The 20,774-nt window shown below is 67.8% G+C and carries 13 protein-coding genes and 1 pseudogene; 7 read left to right on the forward strand and 7 right to left on the reverse strand.

Features of this window, described 5'->3' with window-relative positions; all coding sequences use genetic code 11:
• Window positions 1-38: 38 nt before the first annotated feature.
• The 5 genes from DSX2_RS14065 to DSX2_RS14085 form a co-directional block, all read right to left on the reverse strand.
• Window positions 39-392 (reverse strand): AAA family ATPase, encoded by a 354-nt coding sequence (locus tag DSX2_RS14065; protein WP_201764417.1) that lies wholly within the window; start codon window positions 390-392, stop codon window positions 39-41.
• Complete coding sequence (locus DSX2_RS14070) at window positions 389-949, reverse strand: dual specificity protein phosphatase family protein (protein ID WP_020881651.1); 561 nt, start codon at window positions 947-949, stop codon at window positions 389-391. Before DSX2_RS14070 ends, DSX2_RS14065 begins: the two co-directional genes overlap by 4 nt.
• On the reverse strand, window positions 933-1,907 hold the full coding sequence (locus tag DSX2_RS14075; RefSeq protein ID WP_035042738.1) for an ADP-ribosylglycohydrolase family protein: 975 nt from the start codon (window positions 1,905-1,907) through the stop codon (window positions 933-935). Before DSX2_RS14075 ends, DSX2_RS14070 begins: the two co-directional genes overlap by 17 nt.
• Before the next feature lie 71 nt (window positions 1,908-1,978).
• On the reverse strand, window positions 1,979-2,950 hold the full coding sequence (locus tag DSX2_RS14080) for an ADP-ribosylglycohydrolase family protein (protein WP_020881653.1): 972 nt from the start codon (window positions 2,948-2,950) through the stop codon (window positions 1,979-1,981).
• A gap of 82 nt (window positions 2,951-3,032) precedes the next feature.
• Window positions 3,033-5,273, reverse strand: coding sequence for an ATP-binding protein (locus DSX2_RS14085; RefSeq protein ID WP_020881654.1), 2,241 nt, complete (start codon window positions 5,271-5,273; stop codon window positions 3,033-3,035).
• 202 nt (window positions 5,274-5,475) lie between these two features.
• On the opposite strand from DSX2_RS14085, the gene DSX2_RS14090 reads away from it, so the two are divergent.
• Genes DSX2_RS14090 through DSX2_RS14110 form a run of 6 tightly spaced genes read left to right on the forward strand, consistent with a single transcriptional unit; the run spans window position 5,476 to window position 16,534 of the window.
• On the forward strand, window positions 5,476-8,643 hold the full coding sequence (locus tag DSX2_RS14090; protein ID WP_020881655.1) for an exodeoxyribonuclease V subunit gamma: 3,168 nt from the start codon (window positions 5,476-5,478) through the stop codon (window positions 8,641-8,643).
• Entirely contained in the window at window positions 8,640-12,236 is a 3,597-nt protein-coding gene (gene recB / locus DSX2_RS14095; RefSeq protein WP_020881656.1) for an exodeoxyribonuclease V subunit beta, read from the forward strand. The genes DSX2_RS14090 and recB overlap by 4 nt, the downstream gene beginning before the upstream one ends.
• Complete coding sequence (recD, locus tag DSX2_RS14100; RefSeq protein WP_020881657.1) at window positions 12,236-14,089, forward strand: exodeoxyribonuclease V subunit alpha; 1,854 nt, start codon at window positions 12,236-12,238, stop codon at window positions 14,087-14,089. Before recB ends, recD begins: the two co-directional genes overlap by 1 nt.
• The gene (locus DSX2_RS18400) at window positions 14,086-15,138 is read left to right on the forward strand and encodes a PD-(D/E)XK nuclease family protein (RefSeq protein WP_020881658.1); all 1,053 of its coding nucleotides are present in this window, start codon (window positions 14,086-14,088) and stop codon (window positions 15,136-15,138) included. The genes recD and DSX2_RS18400 overlap by 4 nt, the downstream gene beginning before the upstream one ends.
• 11 nt (window positions 15,139-15,149) lie before the next feature.
• Entirely contained in the window at window positions 15,150-16,163 is a 1,014-nt protein-coding gene (locus tag DSX2_RS14105) for a YafY family protein (RefSeq protein WP_020881659.1), read from the forward strand.
• Between the two features lie 17 nt (window positions 16,164-16,180).
• Window positions 16,181-16,534: a hypothetical protein gene (locus tag DSX2_RS14110; RefSeq protein ID WP_020881660.1), complete on the forward strand. Its 354-nt coding sequence runs from the start codon at window positions 16,181-16,183 to the stop codon at window positions 16,532-16,534.
• On the opposite strand, the gene DSX2_RS14115 is transcribed toward DSX2_RS14110, so the two are convergent.
• A complete protein-coding gene (locus tag DSX2_RS14115) occupies window positions 16,521-17,780 on the reverse strand; it encodes a PcfJ domain-containing protein (protein ID WP_020881661.1) in 1,260 nt (419 codons plus the stop codon). The two genes, DSX2_RS14110 and DSX2_RS14115, sit on opposite strands and share 14 nt — an antisense overlap.
• Window positions 17,781-17,796: 16 nt before the next feature.
• Complete coding sequence (locus tag DSX2_RS14120) at window positions 17,797-18,570, reverse strand: hypothetical protein (RefSeq protein ID WP_020881662.1); 774 nt, start codon at window positions 18,568-18,570, stop codon at window positions 17,797-17,799.
• 216 nt (window positions 18,571-18,786) lie between these two features.
• Between DSX2_RS14120 and rpoD the strand changes: the two are divergent.
• A pseudogene (gene rpoD / locus DSX2_RS14125) lies at window positions 18,787-20,601 on the forward strand (RNA polymerase sigma factor RpoD); the annotation flags it as partial.
• Window positions 20,602-20,774: the final 173 nt, after the last annotated feature.

A 20,774-nucleotide genomic window follows, 5' to 3' on the forward strand; every position in this document is an offset into this window, starting at 1 on the left:
TCCCTCTTACGCACTAAAATATTTAATTATTTTCCGTTTCAGTCCTTAATATGCGGACTATAGTCTGCTTCGTTCACGTCCCTTATAGTCGAGCCGCCGATGTTGAGGGCCGCTATGCCGGTGGGCGCGAGAAGGGCCACGTCCTTGGCCTCTCGGGCATAGGCATGCACCACGGTGCTCTTGCCGGTCCCGGCGCGGCCCGTCAGGAACACGTTCCCCCCGTCCCGCATCATCTCCAATGCGAGCCGCTGCTCCTGGTTGAGGACGACTCCATCGACGCCCAATCTGTTCGCCTTCATCTCTCCCCTTCCCGTCTCGGCAAACTTCAGGGCCGAGCGCAGACCATCCGCGAAAGCCCGCGCGCTGTCCCACCACCCACGCAAGCGGCTCATCCCGCCCAGCCCCGCACCATCGCGCACTGCGTCTCGGTCTCGGGCGCGGGGTCGCGGCGGGTGGGGTCCGGGCGGCGCAGGCGCGCGATGTGGTCGAGCACGTTGTCCGCGTCCGCCAGGCCGTGGCGCATGAGGAAGCAGCCGACCACCGTTCCCGTCCTGCCCTTGCCGCCCCAGCAGTGCACGTACACCGTCCGCTGGCGGGCCAGGGAGGCGTCGATGGCGTCGAGAATGACGCGCATGTTCCCCGCGCTCGGCACGTCGCGGTCGCGCACCGGGTGGCGCATCACCTCGATATGCCGGTTCCTGCCCGCAGCGATCTCGCGGAGCGCCTCCGCATAGGGGACAAAGGGCCGGCCGGACCAGTCCCGCTCGTCCTCCTCCATCAGGTTGACGACCGTCTCCACGCCGCAGTCCACGAGCCCGGACAGCTTGCCCATCGCCTCGCGCGGATCCGGGTCGCCCGGGTAGCAGCCAGCCAGGAGGCCGCCCTGCAGGACCCAGTAGGAACGGGGGAACGGCCTTTCGCCGGGCATGTCCTCAAACGGTGCGCACATCGTCGTCTCCTGCATCCTTTCCGGCCATGTCGCACAGGGCGTTGGCCATGTCCGCGATCAGCTGCCAGCGGGCCACGCAGCCGCTCCATTCCTCGGGAATCGTCGAAAACCCCCAGCAGGCCCCGGCGAGTTGTCCGCAGATCGCCCCGGTCGTGTCGGCGTCGTCGCCGAGGTTGACGGCCATGAGCACCGCCTCCCGAAACGTCTCCGCGCGGTAAAAGGCCCACAGAGCGGCCTCGAGCGAGCGCGTCACGTGCCCCGTGCCGCGGATCAGCGGCGGCTCGCGCAGCTTGAAAGAGCCTTCTGCCACCTCGAGGATCTCGTCGCACAAAGGCTCCACCTCCCACGCCCCGGGGTACGGCTCGTAGACGCCTGCGAGCAGCTCCTCCCTGGATGCCCCGCGCAGCGCGCCCGCGAGGAGTCCGCCGAAATAGCGGCAGGCGTCGATGCAGCTCCTCGCCTGGTGCGTGGTACGAGAACTCAGGCCCGACATCTCGACCGCAAGAGCCGGATCGGCGGCGAAGAACATGGGCACAGGCGCGAGGCGCATGAGGGAACCGTTACCGGCGGAGAACGCGTCGTCCGGCCCGGAGAACGGCTCCCGGGTCCTCTTGTAGCCGAGCAGCGCCCTGTAGACGGTGTCCCCCACGTCGACGGCTCGATCACGGCTGCTCAGGTGCCCGTGGTCGAGCCAGCGCACATAGCGCGCCATCTGGTCGGCCGGGTCGAAGCCGCCCGTCGCGAGCAGGCTCTCGGCCAGGCAGAGCGCCATTGACGTGTCGTCGGACCACGTGGCCTCGGCCGCGCCCCCGGGCCAGAAGCGCATCCCCCTGACCGGCTCGAACTCGCCGGGCCGCTTGAACTGGACCGGGAAGCCCAGGGCGTCGCCAACCGCGAGCCCGAAGAGCGCCCCGAGATACCTGTCGCGTCGCCCGCCCTTCATCGCCTGGTGCGCCATCATCTCCCCTCCGTTATAGTGTCTCATTTGCACGCGGGGCGCAATCACCCCTCCTCTCGGACCCCGGGACTTCACCATCGCCCCGCTCCCGTCGCCTCGCTCTCGCGCGACAGGACAAAAAGCGCATTCGCCAGGTTGGCGATAAGCTGTCGCATGGCGATCCGCTCACTCCATTCGACGGGGATTTCCGTGAAGCCGTGGCAAGCCCCCGCCAACTGGCCACAGACGGCAGCGACGCTGTCCGCCTCGTCGCCGAGGCTGGCGGCCTCGAGAACGGATTCCCGGAACGACCCCGAGCGATGAAAAGCCCACAGCGCGGCCTCGAGCGCGCCGACAACGTGCCCGCGGTCCAGGGCCGGCGGCGGCTCGCGTCTCTTGAACGAGCCAGCGGCCACTTCGCGCACTTCGTCGCACAAGGGCTGCTCCCGCCATGCATCCGGAAACGGCTCGTAGATGCCGTCGAGCAGCGTCTCGCCGGGCACCCCATTGAGTGCTCCCCACAGGAGCCCGCCGAAATACCTGCAGGCATCGACGCAGCAGCGCGCCTGATGGGTTGTCCGCGAGCTTTCCCCGGACTTCTCGACGGCCTGCCGCGGATCGTGGCCGAAGAACATGGGCACAGGCGCGAGGCGCGCCAGGCAACTGCAGGTGGCCGATCGCTCATCGTCGGCGCCCGAGAACGGCTCGCAGGTCCTCTTGTGGCGGGCAAGCGCCCCACGCACGGCTCCGTCCACGTCGAAGGCGTACCCGAGGCTGCTCATGTGCCCGCGCTCGAGCCAGCGGACGTAGCGCCCAATCTGGTCGGAGGGCGAGAAAGCCCGCGTGATCATCAGGCTCTCGGCCAGACAGAGCGCCATGGAGGTGCCGTCAGACCACCTGCTCTCCGCAGACCCTGCGGGCCAGAGCACCATGTCCGACACCGGCAGGAACGTACCGTAAGGCATGAACTTTAGGGGAAATCCCACTGCGTCGCCGACAGCCAGACCGAACAGGGCACCGAGAAACCTGTCCCGGCGGCCCTTCTCCCTCGCGATCCCGGTCATTTTCGTACCTCTTCCCTCTTCTTTCAAACTCGCCAACAGCCACACGGCACGGCTCGAGTAAGCGAGCCCCGGCGCCGCCCTCTCAGAATCCGAGGATTCTCCCCGCCCCTGTCCGCCGCCTCGCCGCGAGCTCCTCCTCGAGCGCGTCGAGAAGCGCGTCGTGGCAGCATGCCTCCCCGTCCGTCTCCACGAGGAGGTCGAAGCGGTCCCGGACGACCTTGAAGTCCCCAGGGGTCAGCCCCTCCATGCGCCGCAGCCGGGCCTCCCCGGATGGCGGCAGCGGCGTTGCGGCCAGGGAGGCGAGCAGGCGGCCGTAGAACGAGAGGCTGCCCTCGGGCGCGAGGGTCCGAAAGCCGATCTTGTAGCCGAAGCGCCTGAGACTCGCCGCGTCGAGGTCGTCGAACGCGTTGGTGGTGCAGATCAGGATGCCCCGGAAGCGCTCCATGGACGTCAGGAACTCGTTGACCTGGTTGACCTCCCAGGAGCGGCGCGCGCGGCCGCGCGAGAAAAGCAGCGAGTCCGCCTCGTCGAAGACAAGCACCGCCCCGGTATCCTCGGCCTCGGCGAAGGCCGCTGCGATGTTGCGCTCGGTCATGCCCACGTAGGGATCGAGGATGTCGCTTAACCGCTTCTCCAGGAGCTCGCGGTCCAGGGACTCGGCGACGTGTCGCGCGAGCGCGCTCTTGCCCGTGCCCGGGGGGCCGTAGAAGAGCAGGTTGCAGTTGCGCCGCCTGCCCGAGCCGTCCGCGCGGAGCCAACCGTCGAAGGCCTTGAGCGAGCGCATGGTCCCGGCCAGGTCGCCCGCGATGGAGAGCCCCTCCAGGGAGTAGCCCTCCCCGCTCCCCTGCGGCGGAGCAAGCCGTCTGCCGTTCTCGCGCAGCACCATGTGCGCCGCGAGGGAGCGCGTCAGGGCGGACCTGAACGCCTCGCGGCCGTCGTCCCCGCCGTTCGCCCCGCCGCCCGCCACGCGCAGGGACTGGGCCACGGCCATGTCCACCACGCCGGTGCTGACGTCGAAGCGCCGGACCAGGGACTCGACCTCGCCATCGCCGAGCAGGGCCTCGGCCCCGTGCGCGGCCAGTACGCCCGCCCACTGCCGCACGCGCTGAGCGCGCGAGAGGCGGCCGAAGCACAGACTGAAGGCGAAACGTCTGCGCACGGCCTCGTCCACCTCCTCGACCCGGTTCACGATCCAGACGACGCGCAGCCCCGGCTCCTCCATGAGCTGGTTGAGCCACCCTTTGTCGCGGACCTCGCCCTGCAGAAAGAAGCCGCCCGCCGTGTTCAGCACGCCGTCCGCGTCGTCCGCTACCACGACATGCTCGGGATTGCCCTGGGCCCAGACGCAGGCCGTATGGATGGCCAGCCGCTTGGAACCGCTCTCGTCCCCGCGCGGCTGGACCGCCTCGAGGGCGGTCATGCCCGCGGCCTCGACCAGGGCGCGGGCGAAACTCGTCTTGCCCGTGCCCGGAGCGCCGTAGAGGAGGATGTGCACCGGCCGCTCGCCCGGAGCGCGCAGGAGGGACGTCATGTGCTCCACGGTCGCGAGCGGGACTTGGAACTGGGAGAGAGGAACGGACGCCGCGCGCACCGTGCGGAAGTAGCGCTCGGACAGGCTCTTTCCGTCATGCAGGAGGACGGCCTCCTGGACCTCCTCCGCCACCTCCAGCCGGTAGCCGCCCGTGACCAGCTTGAGCGCGTTCAGCCTGCCGCTGAAGGCTCTGTCCAGATCGGCCCGCGAGACGCCGAGGATGCGCGCCAGGAGCCCCCGCTGGCTGAGCTTGGTGCTCTCGAGCTCGTTCACGAAGAACTTCCCGAAATCCTCCCAGTGCTCGGCCATGAACAGGAAGCGCAGGACCTCGACCTCGATCTCGCACAGCCCGAAGGCTGCGCCGAACTCCTGAAAGTTCCTGGCGATGACGGACTCCTCGGCCAGCCCGGCCAGATCCTCGAGAAAGGAGCATTCCCTGTCGATGGCGCGCCAGACGCGCTGCCGCCTCTCCCGCCCCATCTGGCCGTAGGCCTTGGCGATCGTCCACTGATAGAAGTCCTCGTCGCGCTCCGCGCCGTCTTCCCAGTACCGATGGGCCTCCATGGCTCGTCGACGCGCGGGCGAGAGCAGAGAGAACGTCGTCTCGAAGATCCCTTGCAGATCGTTGCCCGCGATCCACTGCAGGAGCTCGACCGCTTCGTTCTTCATCCGGCTGTCGTCGCGGGAGATGCGGCAGAGGTAGGCCAAGGCCCGCGTCTGCACGTACACTTTGTCCGCATCGTGCATCTCCAGCCTGTCCCTGTCGCCGCGCTTCATCCTGACCCCGGCCATGTTCCTCCTCCTGTTTGCGCGGAACATGGCCCGCATGTGTGACGCAAACGGCCACACGAAGACGGGGAGGGAAAAATCCGCTGCACAGAGGGGAAACAGCTTGCCTTCTATCGATGGCGAATTGTAGACCAGAAGCCGCCGCTCGCATCCGGAACAGCCTGCGCGGACGGGCATTCCCGGCGGACGGCAGGGGGAGGGAGACATGGCCCATCGCACCGCCGGTTTCTCGGTCGTCCGCGCCGCGACCTTCGACGATCTCGCCGCGGCCTGGCTCGCGCACAGGCAGACCCCTGTCTCGGCCTTCGCACCGGAGGTCGTGGTCGTGCAGAGCCGCGCGGTTGAGCAGGCGCTGCGCCTGGCCATGGCGGACGGCGAGGGCGTCTGCGCGGGCGTCTCGTTTCCCTTCCCGGCCGCCTTCGCCTACCGGCTCATGCGCGCCGTGATGGGCGCGCCCGCGAGCGACGCATTCTCCCCCCGCGTCCTGGCCCGCCGCATCCACGCCCTGCTCCCGCGTCTGCTCCATCAAAAGGAATTCGCGCCGCTTCGCGGCTACATGGAGGGGGTGGACCTCCTCTCCCGGCTGCAGCTCGCCGAACGCATCGCCGCCTCCCTGGAGGCCTGCCTGATCTATGCGCCGGACATGCCCGCTGCCTGGGAAGCAGGAACGCTCACAGGAGCGGGCGGACACGAAGCGTGGCAGGCGAACCTCTGGCGCGCCCTGGCCGAAGGGAAGGGCGAGCACCGGGGCGCCCTGCTCTCGCGGCTCGTCAAGCGCCTCGAGGACGGGCCTGCCCCGGCCGGGCTGACCGAATTCCTGCCCTCCGGCGTGGGTGTTTTCGCCGTGGCCGCGCTCCCGCCGCCCTACGCCAGACTCTTCGCGGCCCTTGCGCGCCATGTGGCGGTGACCGTCCACCACCTCGGCCCGGCTCAGGGCGAAAAGCCTTCGCCGCGCTTCGCGGACCTCGGCGAGCGGCATGTGGCCCTGCTCGCGGAGCACGGCGCGCGCGTCATGGACCTTCCGCCTCCGGATTTCCCGAAGACCCGCCTTGGTGCGCTCCAGGCCGCCCTGAACGGCTCCCCCCTGTCCGAGCCTCTTGCTGGGCCCGCAGCCGACGACAGCCTGCGCGTGCACTGCTGCCACGGCCCCATGCGCGAGATGGAGGTCCTGCGCGACTGCCTGCGGGACTTCCTCGAGCGCGACCCGGACCTCGACCCCGGGGATATCCTGGTCATGGCCCCGGACATGACGCGCTACGCCCCCTACGTGGAGGCGGCCTTCGGTGCGCACGCCATCCCCTTCGCCCTGGCGGAACGTCTCGGCCGGGAGAACAGGGCCGCCACGGCCCTCCTCGATCTCCTGCTGCTGCACACGAAGCGGCTCGAGGCTTCCCGGGTCATGGACCTGCTCGGCAGCCCCGCCGTGTGCGGCCGCTTCGGGCTCGGGCCGGACGACCTCGAGACCTTGCGCGCCTGGGTGGGCGAGGCGGGCGTGCGATGGGGGCTTGACGCCGCGCACAAGGCCGCCCTCGACCTGCCTGCCGAGCAGCGCAACACTTGGCGCTTCGGTCTGGACCGCCTGCTCCTCGGCTACGCCATGCCGGACTGCTGCGAGGAGCTTTTCGGGGGCCTGCTTCCCTGCCCTCTGCCCGAGGGGCTCGCGGCCCGGGCGCTCGGCGGGCTCGCGGACTTCGTGGCCGCGCTCGCTGCCCTGCGCGAGGAGACGGCCAAGACGGCCGACCTCGCCGCGTGGCGCGGGCTTCTCCTGGAGATCGTCGAGCGCTTTCTCGACACCGACGGTCCTCTGGCCGAGGAGATCGAGGCCGTGCGCGCGGCCGTTCTCTCCCTCGCGCCTCCCGACAGGGCCGGAGAGGTCCAAGGCTCCGAAGACTCGGGAGAGTACGACGCCGACTGCGTGGCCCACCTGCTGGCCGGTGCCCTGGCCGAGGCCGGGACCTTCGCGCCCGGGCGTGGGGTCGGCTGCGTGCTCTTCGGCTCCCTGGCCGCCCTGCGCAACGTGCCTGCCCGGGTGGTCTGCCTGGTCGGCATGAACGACGCGGACTTCCCTCGCCGCGAGAGCCTGCCCGGCTTCGACCTCCTCGCCGCGCGGCCGGAGCTGACCCCGGGCCGCTCGCCGCGCGACGAGGACCGGCAGCTCTTCCAGGAGGCGGTGTTCGCTGCGCGCGACAGGCTGCACGTGAGCTACTGTGGCCTCGGCCTGCGCAGCCGCGAGGAAATCCCGCCGAGCGTCCTCGTCTCCGACCTCCTGGACCTGCTGGAGGAACTGGTCCCGGGGAGCGGGGCCGGCTCGCGCGTCGTCCACCGCCTGCACGGCCACCATCCCGCCTACTTCGGCGGCGCGGACGAGCGGCTCTTCAGCTATTCCGAGAGCGGCCTGCGCACGGCCCGGGCCTCGCTCGGCCGCGCTCCCCTTCCGGCTTTCTGCCCCGCTCCCCTGCCGTCCGCAGCCGGGGAGGCGGCCGTGGTCACCCTCGAGCGGCTGAAGCGCTTCTGGCGCTCGCCGGCCGCGTTCTTCCTCGCCGAACGCCTTGGGCTCCGGCCGGAGCGGGAGCGGCCGGAGATGGCGGACGTGGAGGAGCTGACCAGACCGGACGCCCTGGCGAACTATCTCCTGCTCGACGACCTGGTCGCCCGGCTGCTGCGCGGCGAGGATGCGGGCACGACCAGGGCCCTGCTCGACGCCGGGGGACTGGTGCCGCCCGGCTCGCTCGGCGACGTGGTCGCCGAGAATCTCATGGCCCAGGCCGGACGGCTGGCCGGGCTGGTGCGTGAAAAGCTCGGCGACCGCACACCCGTGCCGCCCGTCGAACGGGAGGCGCGCCTCGGTGCGCGCCACGTCCCGGGACGGCTCGCGAACCTCTACGACGGAGCTGAGGGCGGCCTGCTGCTGCGCTTCCGCCCGTCCTCGATCAAGGGCAAGGACCTGCTCTCCGCCTGGCTGGACCATCTCTTCGCGGCCTCGTTCCCGGACCTGGCCCGGCCCACCCTGCTCGTCGGCCGCGACGAGGCCGTGCGCTTCGCCCGGCCGAAAAACCCCGGCCGCATCCTCGGCGAGCTGGCCGACCTCTTCAGCGAGGGGCTTCGCCGCCCCCTGCCCTTCTTCCCGGAAAGCTCCCGCGCCTTCGTCGAGAAGGGTGGCATGGAGAGCATGGACGGGGCCCTAAAAGCGGCCAAGACGAAATGGCAGGGCAACGCCTTCAGCCCCGTGCCAGGCGAGGGGGATGATGCCGAACTCCGCCGCTGCTTCGCGGGCCAGGGCGGGGCCGATTCCTCGCCTTTGGAGGGGCCGGAGTTCGCCGAGATCGCCGAGCGGGTCTACGCCCCGCTCCTCGCGCACATGGAGGAGGCATGACCCGGACCGCGGCCCCCCAAAAGGCCTGCGAGGTCGGCAAGGTCCGCGATCTCGACCTCCTGGCCGCCCCGCTCGACGCCACCTGCCTCGTGGAGGCCAACGCGGGCACGGGCAAGACATACGCCATCACGGCCCTCTACCTGCGCCTCCTGCTCGAGCAGGGGCTCTCGGTGGACCAGATCCTGGTGGTCACCTTCACCGTGGCGGCCACCGGGGAGCTTCGCGGACGCATCCGCCAGCGGCTGCGCGAGGCCCTGCTCGCGACGCGCGACGAGAACGCCGGGGACGATCCCTTCCTGACAAAGCTGCTCGCTCGCTGCGGCCGGGAGAAGGCGGCGGCGATCCTGCGCCAGGCCATCTCCTGCTTCGACACGGCCCAGATCTTCACCATCCACGGCTTCTGCCAGCGGGTGCTGCAGGAGAATGCCTTCGAGACCGGGGCGCCCTTCGGAATCGAGCTCGCGACGGACCTGAGCGACCTCGTGGAGGAGTCGGCCCGCGATTTCTGGCGCAGGCGCATGGTGGAGGCATCCCCCATGTTCCTGCGCCACGTCCTGGCCGACTCCGGGCCAGGGCATTACGCTTCCCTGGCTTGGCGCTGCCTCAACCACCCGGACCTGCTCGTGGACGCGCCCGGGACCGAGGCGCCCATGGACCGCGAGGAGCGGGAGTTCACCGCGACGTGCGCCCGCGCCAAGGCGGCCTGGGAAGCCGAGATGGAGCGCATCCTGGGACTTTTGTCCTCCTCGGACGTGCTGAACAAGCGGAGCTACACCCCGGAGAGGATCGCGGCCAGGGGCCGGGAGATGTACGCCTTCCTGTCCGACGGGCAGTGGGAGGTGAAGCTCCCGGAGTGCGTCGCGTTCTTCGCCCGCCGCGCCATCGCGAAGGCGACGAAGAAGGGCCAGACCGCGCCCAGCCACCCGTTCTTCGACCTCTGCGATGCCCTCCTCGACCTCGCCGAACGGCTCGGCGCGTCGTACGCGCGCCGCCTGCGCGCCCTGGACGCCGAGTTCGCCGCCCGTCTGCCGGACGACCTGGCCGCGCGCAAGGCCCTGCGCCGCTCCCAGTCCTTCGGCGACCTGCTGACGCGCTTTCGCGACGCCCTGCGCTCCGGGCGCGGCGGGGCGCTGGTCGAGGCGGTGCGCGGTCGGCTGCGCGCGGCCCTGGTGGACGAGTTCCAGGACACGGACCTCGTGCAGTTCGCCATCTTCGGCAGCCTGTTCAAGGTCCCGGGCCGGGCGCTCTATCTCATCGGCGACCCCAAGCAGGCCATCTACAGCTTTCGCGGCGCGGACATCCACGCCTACCTCAAGGCGACGGACGCGGCGGACCACGTCTTCACCATCCGCAGCAACTGGCGCTCCGAGCCCGAGCTCACCCAGGCGGTGAACCGCCTGTTCACCGCCCATCCGACCCCCTTCGTGCTGCCCGAGATCGCCTACGCGCCGTCCGACTCGCCCGAGAAGGAGTGGCCGCGGCTTCGCGTGAGGGGCGAAGCGGCGCACCTGCACGTCTGGCATGTGGCGAACCCGAAGAGCCTGGAGAAACCCGTCGCCAAGGGGGCATGGAGAGAGGAGGTGACGCGGGCCGTGGCCCGGGAGGTCGCGCGCCTGCTGCGGCTGTCCGCCCGCGGCAGGGCGAGCCTCGACGATCGGCCGCTCGCCCCGGGTGACTTCGCCGTCCTGGTCCAGTCGCACAGGGAGGGCGACCAGGCGCGTGCCGCCCTCGCGGCGCTCGGCATCCCCTCGGTGGCCGCGGCGCAGCGCTCGGTCTTCGCCTCGGACGAGGCGCGCCATCTGCAGCGGGTGCTCGCGGCCGCAGCCGACCCCGGGGACGCGGGCGCGGTGCGCCGCGCCCTGGCCACGCCGCTCTTCGCCCTGGACGCGCCGGCCCTCGAACTGCTCGCGCGCGACGACGCGGCCTGGGAGGAGTGGCTTGCCCGCTTCGCCGACTTCCGCGACACGCTCGAGGGTGCGGGCGTAGTCGCCCTGCTCGAGCGCCTCCTGGCGCGCGACGACACGCGAGCGCGCATCGCGGCCTCGCCGGACGGCGAGCGGGCGATCACCAACATCGTGCATCTCATGGAGCTGCTGCACGCCCAGGAGCGCGCGGCGGGCCTCTCGCCCCGGGGGCTGTGCGCCTGGCTCGGGCACTGCATCGCCAGGGCCGAGGAAGAGGGAGCGCCCGAGGAGCATCTGCTGCGCCTGGAAAGCGACGACGCGGCCGTGCAGATCGTGACCATCCACGCCAGCAAGGGGTTGCAGTATCCCGTGGTCTTCGTGCCCTTCCTGCTGCGCGAGGCGAAGGTCCGGGAGGGCGACGTGGTGCCGGACGGCGACGAGCGCAGGCTGCTCCTCGACCCGGCGGCGGACGCCGCGCGCACGGCCGTGGCCGAGCGGGAGCAGGTGGCCGAGAGCCTTCGCTTGGCCTACGTGGCCCTGACCCGGGCGCGAAACCGCTGCTATCTCGCCTGGGGCAAGGCCAACACCCACGGCGCGTCCGCCCTGGACTACCTGCTGCTCGGCCGGGAGAAGACGCCGCCCGCCGACCTTCTCACGACGCTCGAGGTGCGGCACGAAGGCATCACGCACGCCCAGGTCGGCGCGTTTCTCGAAGGGCTGGCCGAGGGCTGCCCGCACATCTCCGTCTCGGAGCTTCCCGAAGAGCCGGGCGAGGACGTCTCCGCGCTTCTGGCCGCCCGGGGAGGACGGATCGACCCGGCCGCGCTGGCCTGTCGCCGCGCCAAGCGCAGGGTCGTCCGCGCGCGGCGCGTGGGCAGCTTCACGCAGCTCTCGAGCATGGCCCATGACGAGCCGGACGCGTCCCTGCCGGCCGGGACCGGGGAGCTCGCCTCGCCCATCCGCGACCTGCCCGCCGGGGCGCGCACCGGGACCATGCTGCACGAACTCTTCGAGCGGCTGGACTTCACGGCCGAGCAGGGCGAGGTGGAGCGGCTGGCTGGCGAGACCCTGGCGCGCCACGGCTTCGCGCCCGAGTGGCGGGACGGGGTGGCGCGCATGGCGCGAAACGTGGTCGAGACCGAGCTCGAGGAGGGTGTGCGTCTGTGCGACGTGCCCATGCACGAGCGCGTCTGCGAGCTCGAGTTCCACTTCCCGGTCAGCGGGCTGACCCCGGCCGCCCTGGCCAGAGCCTACGCCTCCCTGGAGCTGCCCGCCCTGCCGGGCGGCATTCCCGAGCGCATCGGCCGCCTCTCCTTCGCGCCCCTCGCGGGCTACATGCGCGGCTTCATGGACCTCGTCTTCCGCCACCAGGGGCGCTACTACCTGCTCGACTGGAAATCCAACCGCCTCGGCCCCTCGGCCGAGGACTACCGGGGCGAGAGGCTCGGGCGCGCCATGGCCGCGAACAGCTACTTCCTGCAGTACCACATCTATCTCGTGGCCCTGTGCCGCCATCTGGCCCGCCGCGTTCCCGGCTTCGACCCGGGCCGCGACCTCGGCGGCGTGGCCTACGTCTTCCTGCGCGGCGTGGACCCGGCCAACGGACCGGGCTGTGGCGTATTCTTCGACCGCCCCGGCCCCGGAGCCATCGCGGCCCTGGATGCCGCACTCACAGGGAGGCCGTCGTGATGTCGCGCCCGTCCGTCCCCCTCGGCTCCCGGCTGGACGCGGCCCTGCCCGCGCCCTTGCCGCTGCTCCTGGCGAGCGGGGCGATCGCGCTCCTGGACGCCCATTTCGCGGCCCTCGTCCTGCGGCTCGAGGGCCGGGACGATCCCCTGCTGGCCGCAGCCGCCGCCCTGACGAGCGCCGCCGTGGGGCTCGGCCGCTCCCGGCTGGACCTCGCCGCCGAGGGCCAAGGCGAGGAGCCCCTGTGTCTCGTGCCGGCCGAGGCCGGGCTGCCGCCCGTGACCGAATGGCCGGAGCTCCTGTCGCAGTTTTCCTGCGTGGGCGGGCCGGACGGGCTCGCTCCGTTGGTGATCCGGGGCGCGCGCCTCTTCCTGCGGCGCTACTTCGCCTTCGAGCAGGAGGTCTTCGGCCGCCTTTCACGCATGGCCGCGACCCGGCCGCAGCCCGCCGTGCCCGTCGATCTGGCCCATGGCGTGCTGCGCGGAATCTTCGGCGAGGAGGAGGCGAACGGCGAGGCGGACATGCAGCGCTTCGCCGCCTTCACGGCCCTGCGCCGGCAGCTCTGCGTGGTCAGCGGGGGGCCGGGCACCGGCAAGACCACCACCGTGGCCCGGCTGCTGGCCGCATTGCTCACGGCCGCTCGGGAAGGGCAGACGGACGGGGCCGACAACGCGCCAGCCCTGCGCATCCTCCTGGCCGCGCCCACGGGCAAGGCCGCGGCCAGGCTCTCGGAATCCATGGCCAGGGCCGTGGACACGCTCGCTTGCTCCGAGGAGGTCCGCGCCCTGCTGCCTCGCGAGGCGGCCACGCTGCACCGCCTGCTCGGCGCGTCCCCTGGCGGGGGGATATTCCGCCACGACACGAACGACCCGCTGTCCTGCGACCTCCTGGTGGTGGACGAGGTCTCCATGGTGGACCTGCCGCTCATGGCGCGCCTGCTCCGGGCGCTGCCGGGGCACGCCCGGCTGGTCCTCCTGGGCGACAAGGACCAGCTCGCCTCGGTGGAGCCGGGCGCGGTGCTGGCCGACATCTGCGCCGCGGGCGACCCGGCGCTCTGCAGCGAGGCGCACGCCCGCGACTACCTGGGCGAGGCCGGCCTCGCGCGCGGCCTCGGGGCCTCGGTGCGCATCGCGGCCGACGCGCCGCCGCTGGCCGACTGCATGGTGCAGTTGACGCGGAGCTACCGCTTCTCGGACACGGGCGGCATCGGCCTCCTGAGCCGCCTCGTGCGCGAGGGCCGCGTGGAAGAAGCCTTGGACGCCGCGCGCCAGGGGCTCGACGGGGTCGTGCTGCGCGATCTGCCGCGTCCCGCAGCCCTGCCCGCCCTGCTGCGCGAGCTGGCCCTGGCCCCCTACACCGCCTGCTGCCGCAGCACCGACCTGGACGAGGCCTTCGGGCTCCTCGAGTCGTTCCGCATCCTCACCCCTTTGCGCGAAGGTCCCTACGGCGTATCCGCCCTGAACGCCCACGTGCGCGCCCTGCTCGAGGCCGACGGCCTGGCCGCCCCGGGCGCGCGCTGGTTCCACGGCCTGCCCGTGATGATCCGCAAGAACGACCACGCCCTGCGCCTGTACAACGGCGACGTCGGCCTGGTCTTTTGCGAGTCGCGCGACGCCCCCCCGCGCGTCTTCTTTCCCAGGTCCGGCGGCGGCTACAGGAGCCTCAGCCCCCTGCGCCTGCCCGACCACGAGGTCGCCTACGCCATGACGGTGCATAAGAGCCAGGGGAGCGAGTTCGAAAAGATTCTCTACATTGAGGCACCTGCTGGCAGCAACACGGACAACGCCATAATCTATACGGCTGTCACACGCTCCAAATCTGGATTAATTATTATAACAAACAGGAGAATTTCATGAACCATTGTGTTTTTTCGAGCTACAGACAGAAAGAGAATTTCATTACCTCATCATTGATGTCTGTTTTGGGTAATCTCTCACTGATACAAATAAATAATTTCTTTTCGCTTCTTCTAGAAGACGATGATGATACTATTTTTAGTATTAAAAACCAGCACACTCATATTAATGACGACGCAAGAATTTCCTTTGATGCAACGATAACAATGAAGTATGATATTTTTTTGGAAACAAAAGTTGATAGAAATGTTGATGCCAGCGATCAACTTAATAATTATATTTCAAGACTTTCAGAAGAAAATTGTTCGCCAAGAAAAAACACTAATGCGATTATAATATATCTTACGCCTGATGCGAACTGCCCTCCATGGTTCTTTCGTATTAAGAGTGGGGACATATCGATGAAATGGATATCTTTTGATATGATATACAAAACAATCAACACAATCATCGATGGCACACAAGATGAAAATCAGATGGACATCCTATCTGAACGGGAAATATTTCTTTTAAGGCAGTTTCAGATGTTAATTCAAAATGAAAATTTATTGACGTCAAATGAGATGAACGTCCTCATAATACCTGCTGGTACAGCATGGAATAAATATATACGCCTTGATACAGATGGATATAGTGCGTATATCTGCCAAGAAAATAGATGGTTCAGGGACGGGATTGAGCATCTTGCCTTTTATAAAAACGGAGCAGTTCTTCAGTCCGTTCCGAAAATTATTGCGGCCATGGACTCTGTTTCGATTGAAGATACAGAAGATTCTTTCTCTAAATTCAATGAACATTCCAAAATTGATGATGTTGAAATAGCAAGGAAGTTGTTCAAAAAAATATTTGAGAGCGAACCTTCCGATCCGACAGACCACAGAAGGAAGATACTAATCTTAGAAGGCAAACATAAGTGTTATGTACAACTTGATGGCCCAATAATTAATGATACGAAAAGTGCGTCTGGAAGGAACACCGCTTTTGTACAAAGGCAACGATACACCAGTTTAGAAAAAATAATAAAGGCCAAAAAAACAAGCGAACTATAGACAAGACACCCATGCGTCCCCACAACATCGTCAAACTTCTCCGCGCCATCGAGCTGATCGCCCGCCCCCAAGGGGCGGGGATCAGGGATCTGGGGCAGGAGCTCGGCATAGACCGGCGCTCGGTCTACCGCCTGCTCGACACCATGCAGGACCTGGGCTTTCCCATCTACGACGAGCGCGGTGAGGGGAAGAGCAAGACCTGGCGCTTCGAGAGCGGCTATCTGAAGAAGCTGCCGAACCTGCAGCTGCCCGAGCTCAAGCTGACCGTGCCCGAGGTCATCTCCCTCTACCTGGCCAAGAGCGACATGGCCGCGCTCAGGGGCACGGAGATCGGGACCGCGGCGGACAGCGCCTTCCGGAAGATCGGCAGCCTGCTGCCGGACAATCTCTTCGCCAAGCTGGACCGGGTGCGCACGCTCTTCGTCGCCCAGGACAAGGACGCCAAGGACTACGCGGGCAAGGAGGCGATCATCGAGGAGCTGATCCGGGCCACCCTCGAGCAGAAGAGCTGCCGCGTGACCTACGACTCCTTCTCCACCGGTCGGCGCTCGCGCTTTCGCATCGACCCCCTGCATGTCTTCGAGCGCCACGGCGGGCTCTACGCCTTCGTCCGGACCACGGACTACGGGGACATCCGCATCCTGGCCCTGGAGCGCATCGCCGCGCTCAAGCGGGAAAAGGCGGGCTTCACTCCGCCCGAAGACTTCGACCCGGAAGCCCGCCTCGCCGAGGCCCACGACCTGATCCTCGACGACCCGGTGCAGGCGACCATCTGGTTCTCCGCCGACCAGGCCCCCTACGTCAGGGAGCGCAAACGCTACGCCGGGCAGTGGACCGACAATCCCGACGGCTCCCTCGTCCTGCGGTTAACGACCTCCGGCCGGGGGGATATACTCCGCTGGGTGCTCTCCTGCGGCTGCGGGGCGAAGATTCTCGAACCGAGGGAGCTTGCCGACGCCGTGCGCGGCGAGCTTTCGGAAGCGCTGTGCTGGTATGACGACGAAAAAATTCCATCACAACCTTAAATCCGGAGACGACACGCATGAAGAAGCGCAGTCTCGCTCGCACGTCTTCACTCGGCCAGGGAAACGTCATCGAGGTCTTCAAACAGCTCGGAACGATAGCCCCTCTCGTGGTGAGCGTCATGAGTTCTGCCCTGTCTCTCGTGACCTGGAGCAAGATCACCGGTTTTTCCGCCAAAAACGTCCTGCAAGAGCAAAAGGACCAATGCGTCGACGTCATCAAGGCGGGCGGCGAATCCGGTGTGGACACCTTAGAGCTCGGAAGTGAGGCGAGCGGCGGCGTCTCCATCGAGCCGCCGGACGGCGGGGACTCTCCCGCCAGGGCGACGGCAAGCGACCAGGGGAAAATGACGTTGAAGGTCAAATACAAGTAGCCTTCCGCCCTGCCGCTTCCCCCTTCGGGCGACTCGCGGACCCCATCCAGGCCGCGACCGCCCGCATCGTCTCCTCGTTCGGCGCGTCGTTCGCATGAAGCGCGCATTCGAGCAGCCTCGGGGAGAAGAGCCGCGACCCGCCGATGGCGAGCGTCGCCCGCTGCGGCCGGAGGACCTTGTAGACGGAGATCGCGCCCGCCAGGATGTCCTCCAGATAGGCATAGACGCAGTGCAGCATGACGCATCCCTCTTCCCAGAGCTCATGGGAATCGCGCAGGGGCACGATGTGCTCGCTGCCCGGCAGATGCGGCTGCGGGAAGCGCACGAGGTTTCCTTCCTTCCAGCCATGGGCCGTCTCGCCGACCAGCCTGTCGTGGAAGCGGACAACATCGTGGCGGTCGCGCCAGGTCCGCATTGCACTGCCGATGTCGCGTCCGCCCGCCTCTCCGTGAAGCCTCTCGTGCATCTTGCGGGCGTCTGCGAAGAGCGTGAGCAGGTTCGCCATCTGGCGACCGTCGATCCCCTCCTCCTGGCACTGCGCCAGAACCCGCGGCGGCAGTCGCGGCCTGCCCGGGAGATAGCACTCCCGCAGCGTCCGGGGATCGACCGTCCGCCAATGAAGGACCGCCCGGTTCCCCTTCTCCGCTCGCACGAAGGCCGCCAGTCCATCGAGCTCGTCGCTATCGAAGGCATGGAAGCGCACGCGACGGAAGAATTCCGGCGTCAGGACACAGTCGCCCCCGAGGAGACGGCGGACGATCTCCCTGCGCTTCAGGTCCGCTGCCGCGGCGGCAGCGGGCAGCCGCGCGAAGTTTCTGCCGGCATCCCGGCAGAGCAGCCAGAACAGCGCAGGACAGTCCTTAGCGAGGTCCGCGGCGCGCGGATTGAGGCGGAGCAGCCGCAGGGCGGTCAGTTGCAGGTGGCGAAACGGCGCCGCAGCCTCGCGCGCAGCGGCCGGGATGCGTTCGAGGAATGCGGCGAGCGGCCCCTCGGCGCAGCGGGCGCTTTGTTCGTTGAGGAGCACGAGCCCGGGATCGGAAGCGAGGGGCAGGGGGCTCCAGCCGCCTGCCCAGCGCGAGCACTCGAGGCCGGCCCGCCAGTTGGCCAGGCTGTACACGATCCATCTGCGGGCGCGGGACGGGAACGGCACATGGACGCCCTGCTCCCCCTCTCCGTACGGCACCCGGATATACAGGCAATAGGGATCACGCCTGTGGCTGAAGACGTTGTCCTCCGTGATCAGCATCGCCTGCCCCCGATTGCTACTGCCCGAAAAGCGCGCAGCAGGTCGAAACGCCTTCCGGAAAAGACCGCACGGACAGGCTGAAGAAGACGGTTCCATCCTCCGGGAGGATCCTGGATCCCGCGTCCGCAAGTCGCGAAACCATCTCCATGACCGCGTCGGCTGCGATCTCGTCGGAGAAGGAGAAGTGCGCGAAGCAGCGCGTGGCCCCTGCCGCGGCCATCGCCTCGCAGCATCCCGCCCAGGCAGCGGAAAGCTCGTCGAAATCCCGGCCACGGCCGGCGACCAGGCGGTTCTGCCGTCCGCCCACGACGCACCAGAGGTCCGCCAAGTCCACGCAGATGAGATCCGGCATCAGGAACGCGCGCAGCAGCATTTCAGCGAAATCCTCCTCGCATCCCGGCTGCCCGTGGCAGCCGATCACGGACGCTCCGGCGCGCAGCGCACGTTCCGCCGCTGCTTCGTCACCCGGGCCACGCAGCAGGAAGACGAAATCACACAGGGACACGGCTTCCTCCAGGCCCTGCAAAGCGCCCTCCTCTGCCGGCACGATCAGCACCGCCCCCCGCTCCGGATTCACCCTCCGCAAGCGCCGAAGGATCACCATGTCCACTGCCTCAAGGAGTGGCCCGCGCCGTCGCCTCTCCGTCGCGCCGTCCCCGTCTTTCGCGCCTCTCGCCTCCAGGAACGCCCGCACGTCCCTGCAGGACGCCTCGGTGCGCAGCGAAAGTCCGTGCCCCCATTCCTCGTCCATGACCATGTAATCTACGACGTCCTTCAGATCGCTTCCCATGCCTTTGCCTCCTGTTTTGCGTCCGCTCCACCGGCCACAGCCCAGGAAACAGCCAGCCCCAGGCGGGCACCTCTCCGCCGCGCTCCCTTCCCGCTTCCTGTCTCCCCGCTGTGTGACGTTTTCGGCCATACTTCAGGTCCCGCCCCTCATGGACAACCCCTCAGGGTACACAAAAAATCCGCTTCGTTAACTTTCCGCTCCTGATCGGCTAACAGGATGGGCTCGACCTCAACCGCCGACAGAGAGGCGCAAATGCACACAGCGGGGGATATTCGCAGGCTTCAGGACATCATCGCGCGGGCCAGGGATACGGGGCGCGTCACATTGGACGAGATTCGGGCGGCCCTGCCCGGGGCGCCCGCCGCGACAGGGCAGGCCGGACAGATGGAGGAAATCGTCTCCCTCCTCGAGCAGTGGGGCATCGTCGTCGTGGATTCGGAGAGGGATGACGGGAAGAACGTGGCGGGGAGCGACGCCATGCCTCTTCTCGACCTCGGCGAAGGTGCGGGAGAGACGGCGGACGAGAGCGAGGACGCGGCCGACTATGCCGCCCGCAGCACCGACCCCGTGCGCATGTACCTGCGCGAGATGGGTGCCGTGCCGCTGCTCGACCGCGAGGGCGAGGTGGTCATCGCCAAGAAGATCGAGTCCGGCGAGATGGACGTGCTCTTCGCCCTGGTCGAGGTGCCCATCGCCGTGGAGGAGCTGGTCCAGGTGGGCCAGGACCTGAAGAACGGCCGCATCAAGCTGAAGGACGTGGTCAAGACCATCGAGGAGGACGACCCCTCCGAGGACGAGATGAACCAGCGCCAGCGGGTCATCCACCTCCTCGAGGAGATCAAGTCCGTCTTCAAGAAGAAACGCAAGATCTACCAGAAGCTCGACTCCTGCGCCACGCTCGGCCGCCGCATGACCGCCGTGCAGCACGAGATCATGGGGTTCAAGGACGAGATCGTCATCCGCTTGCGCGACATCAAGCTCGAGAAGACGCTCATCGACCGCATCATCGAGACGGTCGAGGACTACGTGCGCCAGATGCACAACTGCCAGCGCGACCTGGCCGCCTACATCATGTCCACGGGCAAGACCCAGGCCGAGATCCAGGAGATCTTCCGCGCCGTGGACGCGCGCGACATGAACCCGGTCAAGGCCGCGGACGCGCTCGGCCTCACCGTGGAGGAGTTCTTCTCTTACAAGGAGATGCTCGCGGGCAAGATGGAGATCCTGGTGCGCCTGCAGGACAAGTGCTGCCACAACGTGCTCGATCTCGAAGAAGTCCTCTGGCGCATCAAGCGCGGCAACGACGCCGCCATGCGCGCCAAGCAGGAGCTCATCCGCGCCAACCTGCGCCTGGTCGTCTCCATCGCCAAGAAGTACACCAACCGCGGCCTGCAGTTCCTGGACCTGATCCAGGAGGGCAACATCGGCCTGATGAAGGCCGTGGACAAGTTCGAGTACCAGCGCGGCTACAAGTTCTCGACCTACGCCACCTGGTGGATCAGGCAGGCCATCACCCGCGCCATCGCGGACCAGGCCCGCACCATCCGCATCCCGGTGCACATGATCGAGACCATCAACAAGCTCATCCGCACCTCGCGCTACCTGGTGCAGGAGCTCGGCCGCGACCCCTCGCCCGAGGAGATCGCCGAGCGCATGGACTACCCGCTCGAGAAGGTCAAGAAGGTGCTGAAGATCGCCAAGGAGCCCATTTCGCTCGAGACGCCCATCGGTGACGAGGAGGACTCGTCGCTGGGCGATTTCATCGAGGACAAGAAGGCCGTGGCGCCCGCCGAGGAGATGGAGCAGACGGAGTTCAGGACGATCGTGGGCACGGCGCTGCAGGGCCTCACCGCGCGCGAGGAGTTTGTCCTGCGCATGCGCTACGGCATCGGCTATGCCACGGAGCACACCCTCGAGGAGGTCGGCTGCATCCTGCACGTGACCCGCGAGCGCATCCGCCAGATCGAGGCCAAGGCCCTGCGCAAGCTGCGCCACCCAGCCCGGGCAGGGATCCTGCGCGCCTGGCTGCAAGACGGCGAAACGGCGCTAAACGAAACCCACAGGCTGAAATTCTCCCGAGAAAAGGTGACTGCTGCGTAGTGGTCATGCCTCGGGGAGGTGACCTTGAATGCGCGGCAGGGAGAGACTGATGTTTTTATAGGGCGGGATCTGGAGGCCGCCCTTAATTGGATGAAAATCATCCA

Origin of the sequence: Desulfovibrio sp. X2, assembly GCF_000422205.1 — a bacterium.
In the GTDB taxonomy this organism is placed as follows: domain Bacteria; phylum Desulfobacterota; class Desulfovibrionia; order Desulfovibrionales; family Desulfovibrionaceae; genus Alkalidesulfovibrio.

What these genes read in the sequence shown, in the direction of transcription:
- DSX2_RS14110 (WP_020881660.1), top strand. Translation starts at nt 16,181, where the DNA reads ATGAAGAAGCGCAGTCTCGCTCGCACGTCTTCACTCGGCCAGGGAAAC.
- DSX2_RS14070 (WP_020881651.1), bottom strand. Translation starts at nt 949, where the DNA reads ATGTGCGCACCGTTTGAGGACATGCCCGGCGAAAGGCCGTTCCCCCGT.
- DSX2_RS14105 (WP_020881659.1), top strand. Translation starts at nt 15,150, where the DNA reads ATGCGTCCCCACAACATCGTCAAACTTCTCCGCGCCATCGAGCTGATC.
- DSX2_RS14065 (WP_201764417.1), bottom strand. Translation starts at nt 392, where the DNA reads ATGAGCCGCTTGCGTGGGTGGTGGGACAGCGCGCGGGCTTTCGCGGAT.
- DSX2_RS14075 (WP_035042738.1), bottom strand. Translation starts at nt 1,907, where the DNA reads ATGGCGCACCAGGCGATGAAGGGCGGGCGACGCGACAGGTATCTCGGG.
- DSX2_RS14120 (WP_020881662.1), bottom strand. Translation starts at nt 18,570, where the DNA reads ATGGGAAGCGATCTGAAGGACGTCGTAGATTACATGGTCATGGACGAG.
- recD (WP_020881657.1), top strand. Translation starts at nt 12,236, where the DNA reads ATGTCGCGCCCGTCCGTCCCCCTCGGCTCCCGGCTGGACGCGGCCCTG.
- DSX2_RS14085 (WP_020881654.1), bottom strand. Translation starts at nt 5,273, where the DNA reads ATGGCCGGGGTCAGGATGAAGCGCGGCGACAGGGACAGGCTGGAGATG.
- DSX2_RS18400 (WP_020881658.1), top strand. Translation starts at nt 14,086, where the DNA reads ATGAACCATTGTGTTTTTTCGAGCTACAGACAGAAAGAGAATTTCATT.
- DSX2_RS14115 (WP_020881661.1), bottom strand. Translation starts at nt 17,780, where the DNA reads ATGCTGATCACGGAGGACAACGTCTTCAGCCACAGGCGTGATCCCTAT.
- DSX2_RS14080 (WP_020881653.1), bottom strand. Translation starts at nt 2,950, where the DNA reads ATGACCGGGATCGCGAGGGAGAAGGGCCGCCGGGACAGGTTTCTCGGT.
- DSX2_RS14090 (WP_020881655.1), top strand. Translation starts at nt 5,476, where the DNA reads ATGGCCCATCGCACCGCCGGTTTCTCGGTCGTCCGCGCCGCGACCTTC.
- recB (WP_020881656.1), top strand. Translation starts at nt 8,640, where the DNA reads ATGACCCGGACCGCGGCCCCCCAAAAGGCCTGCGAGGTCGGCAAGGTC.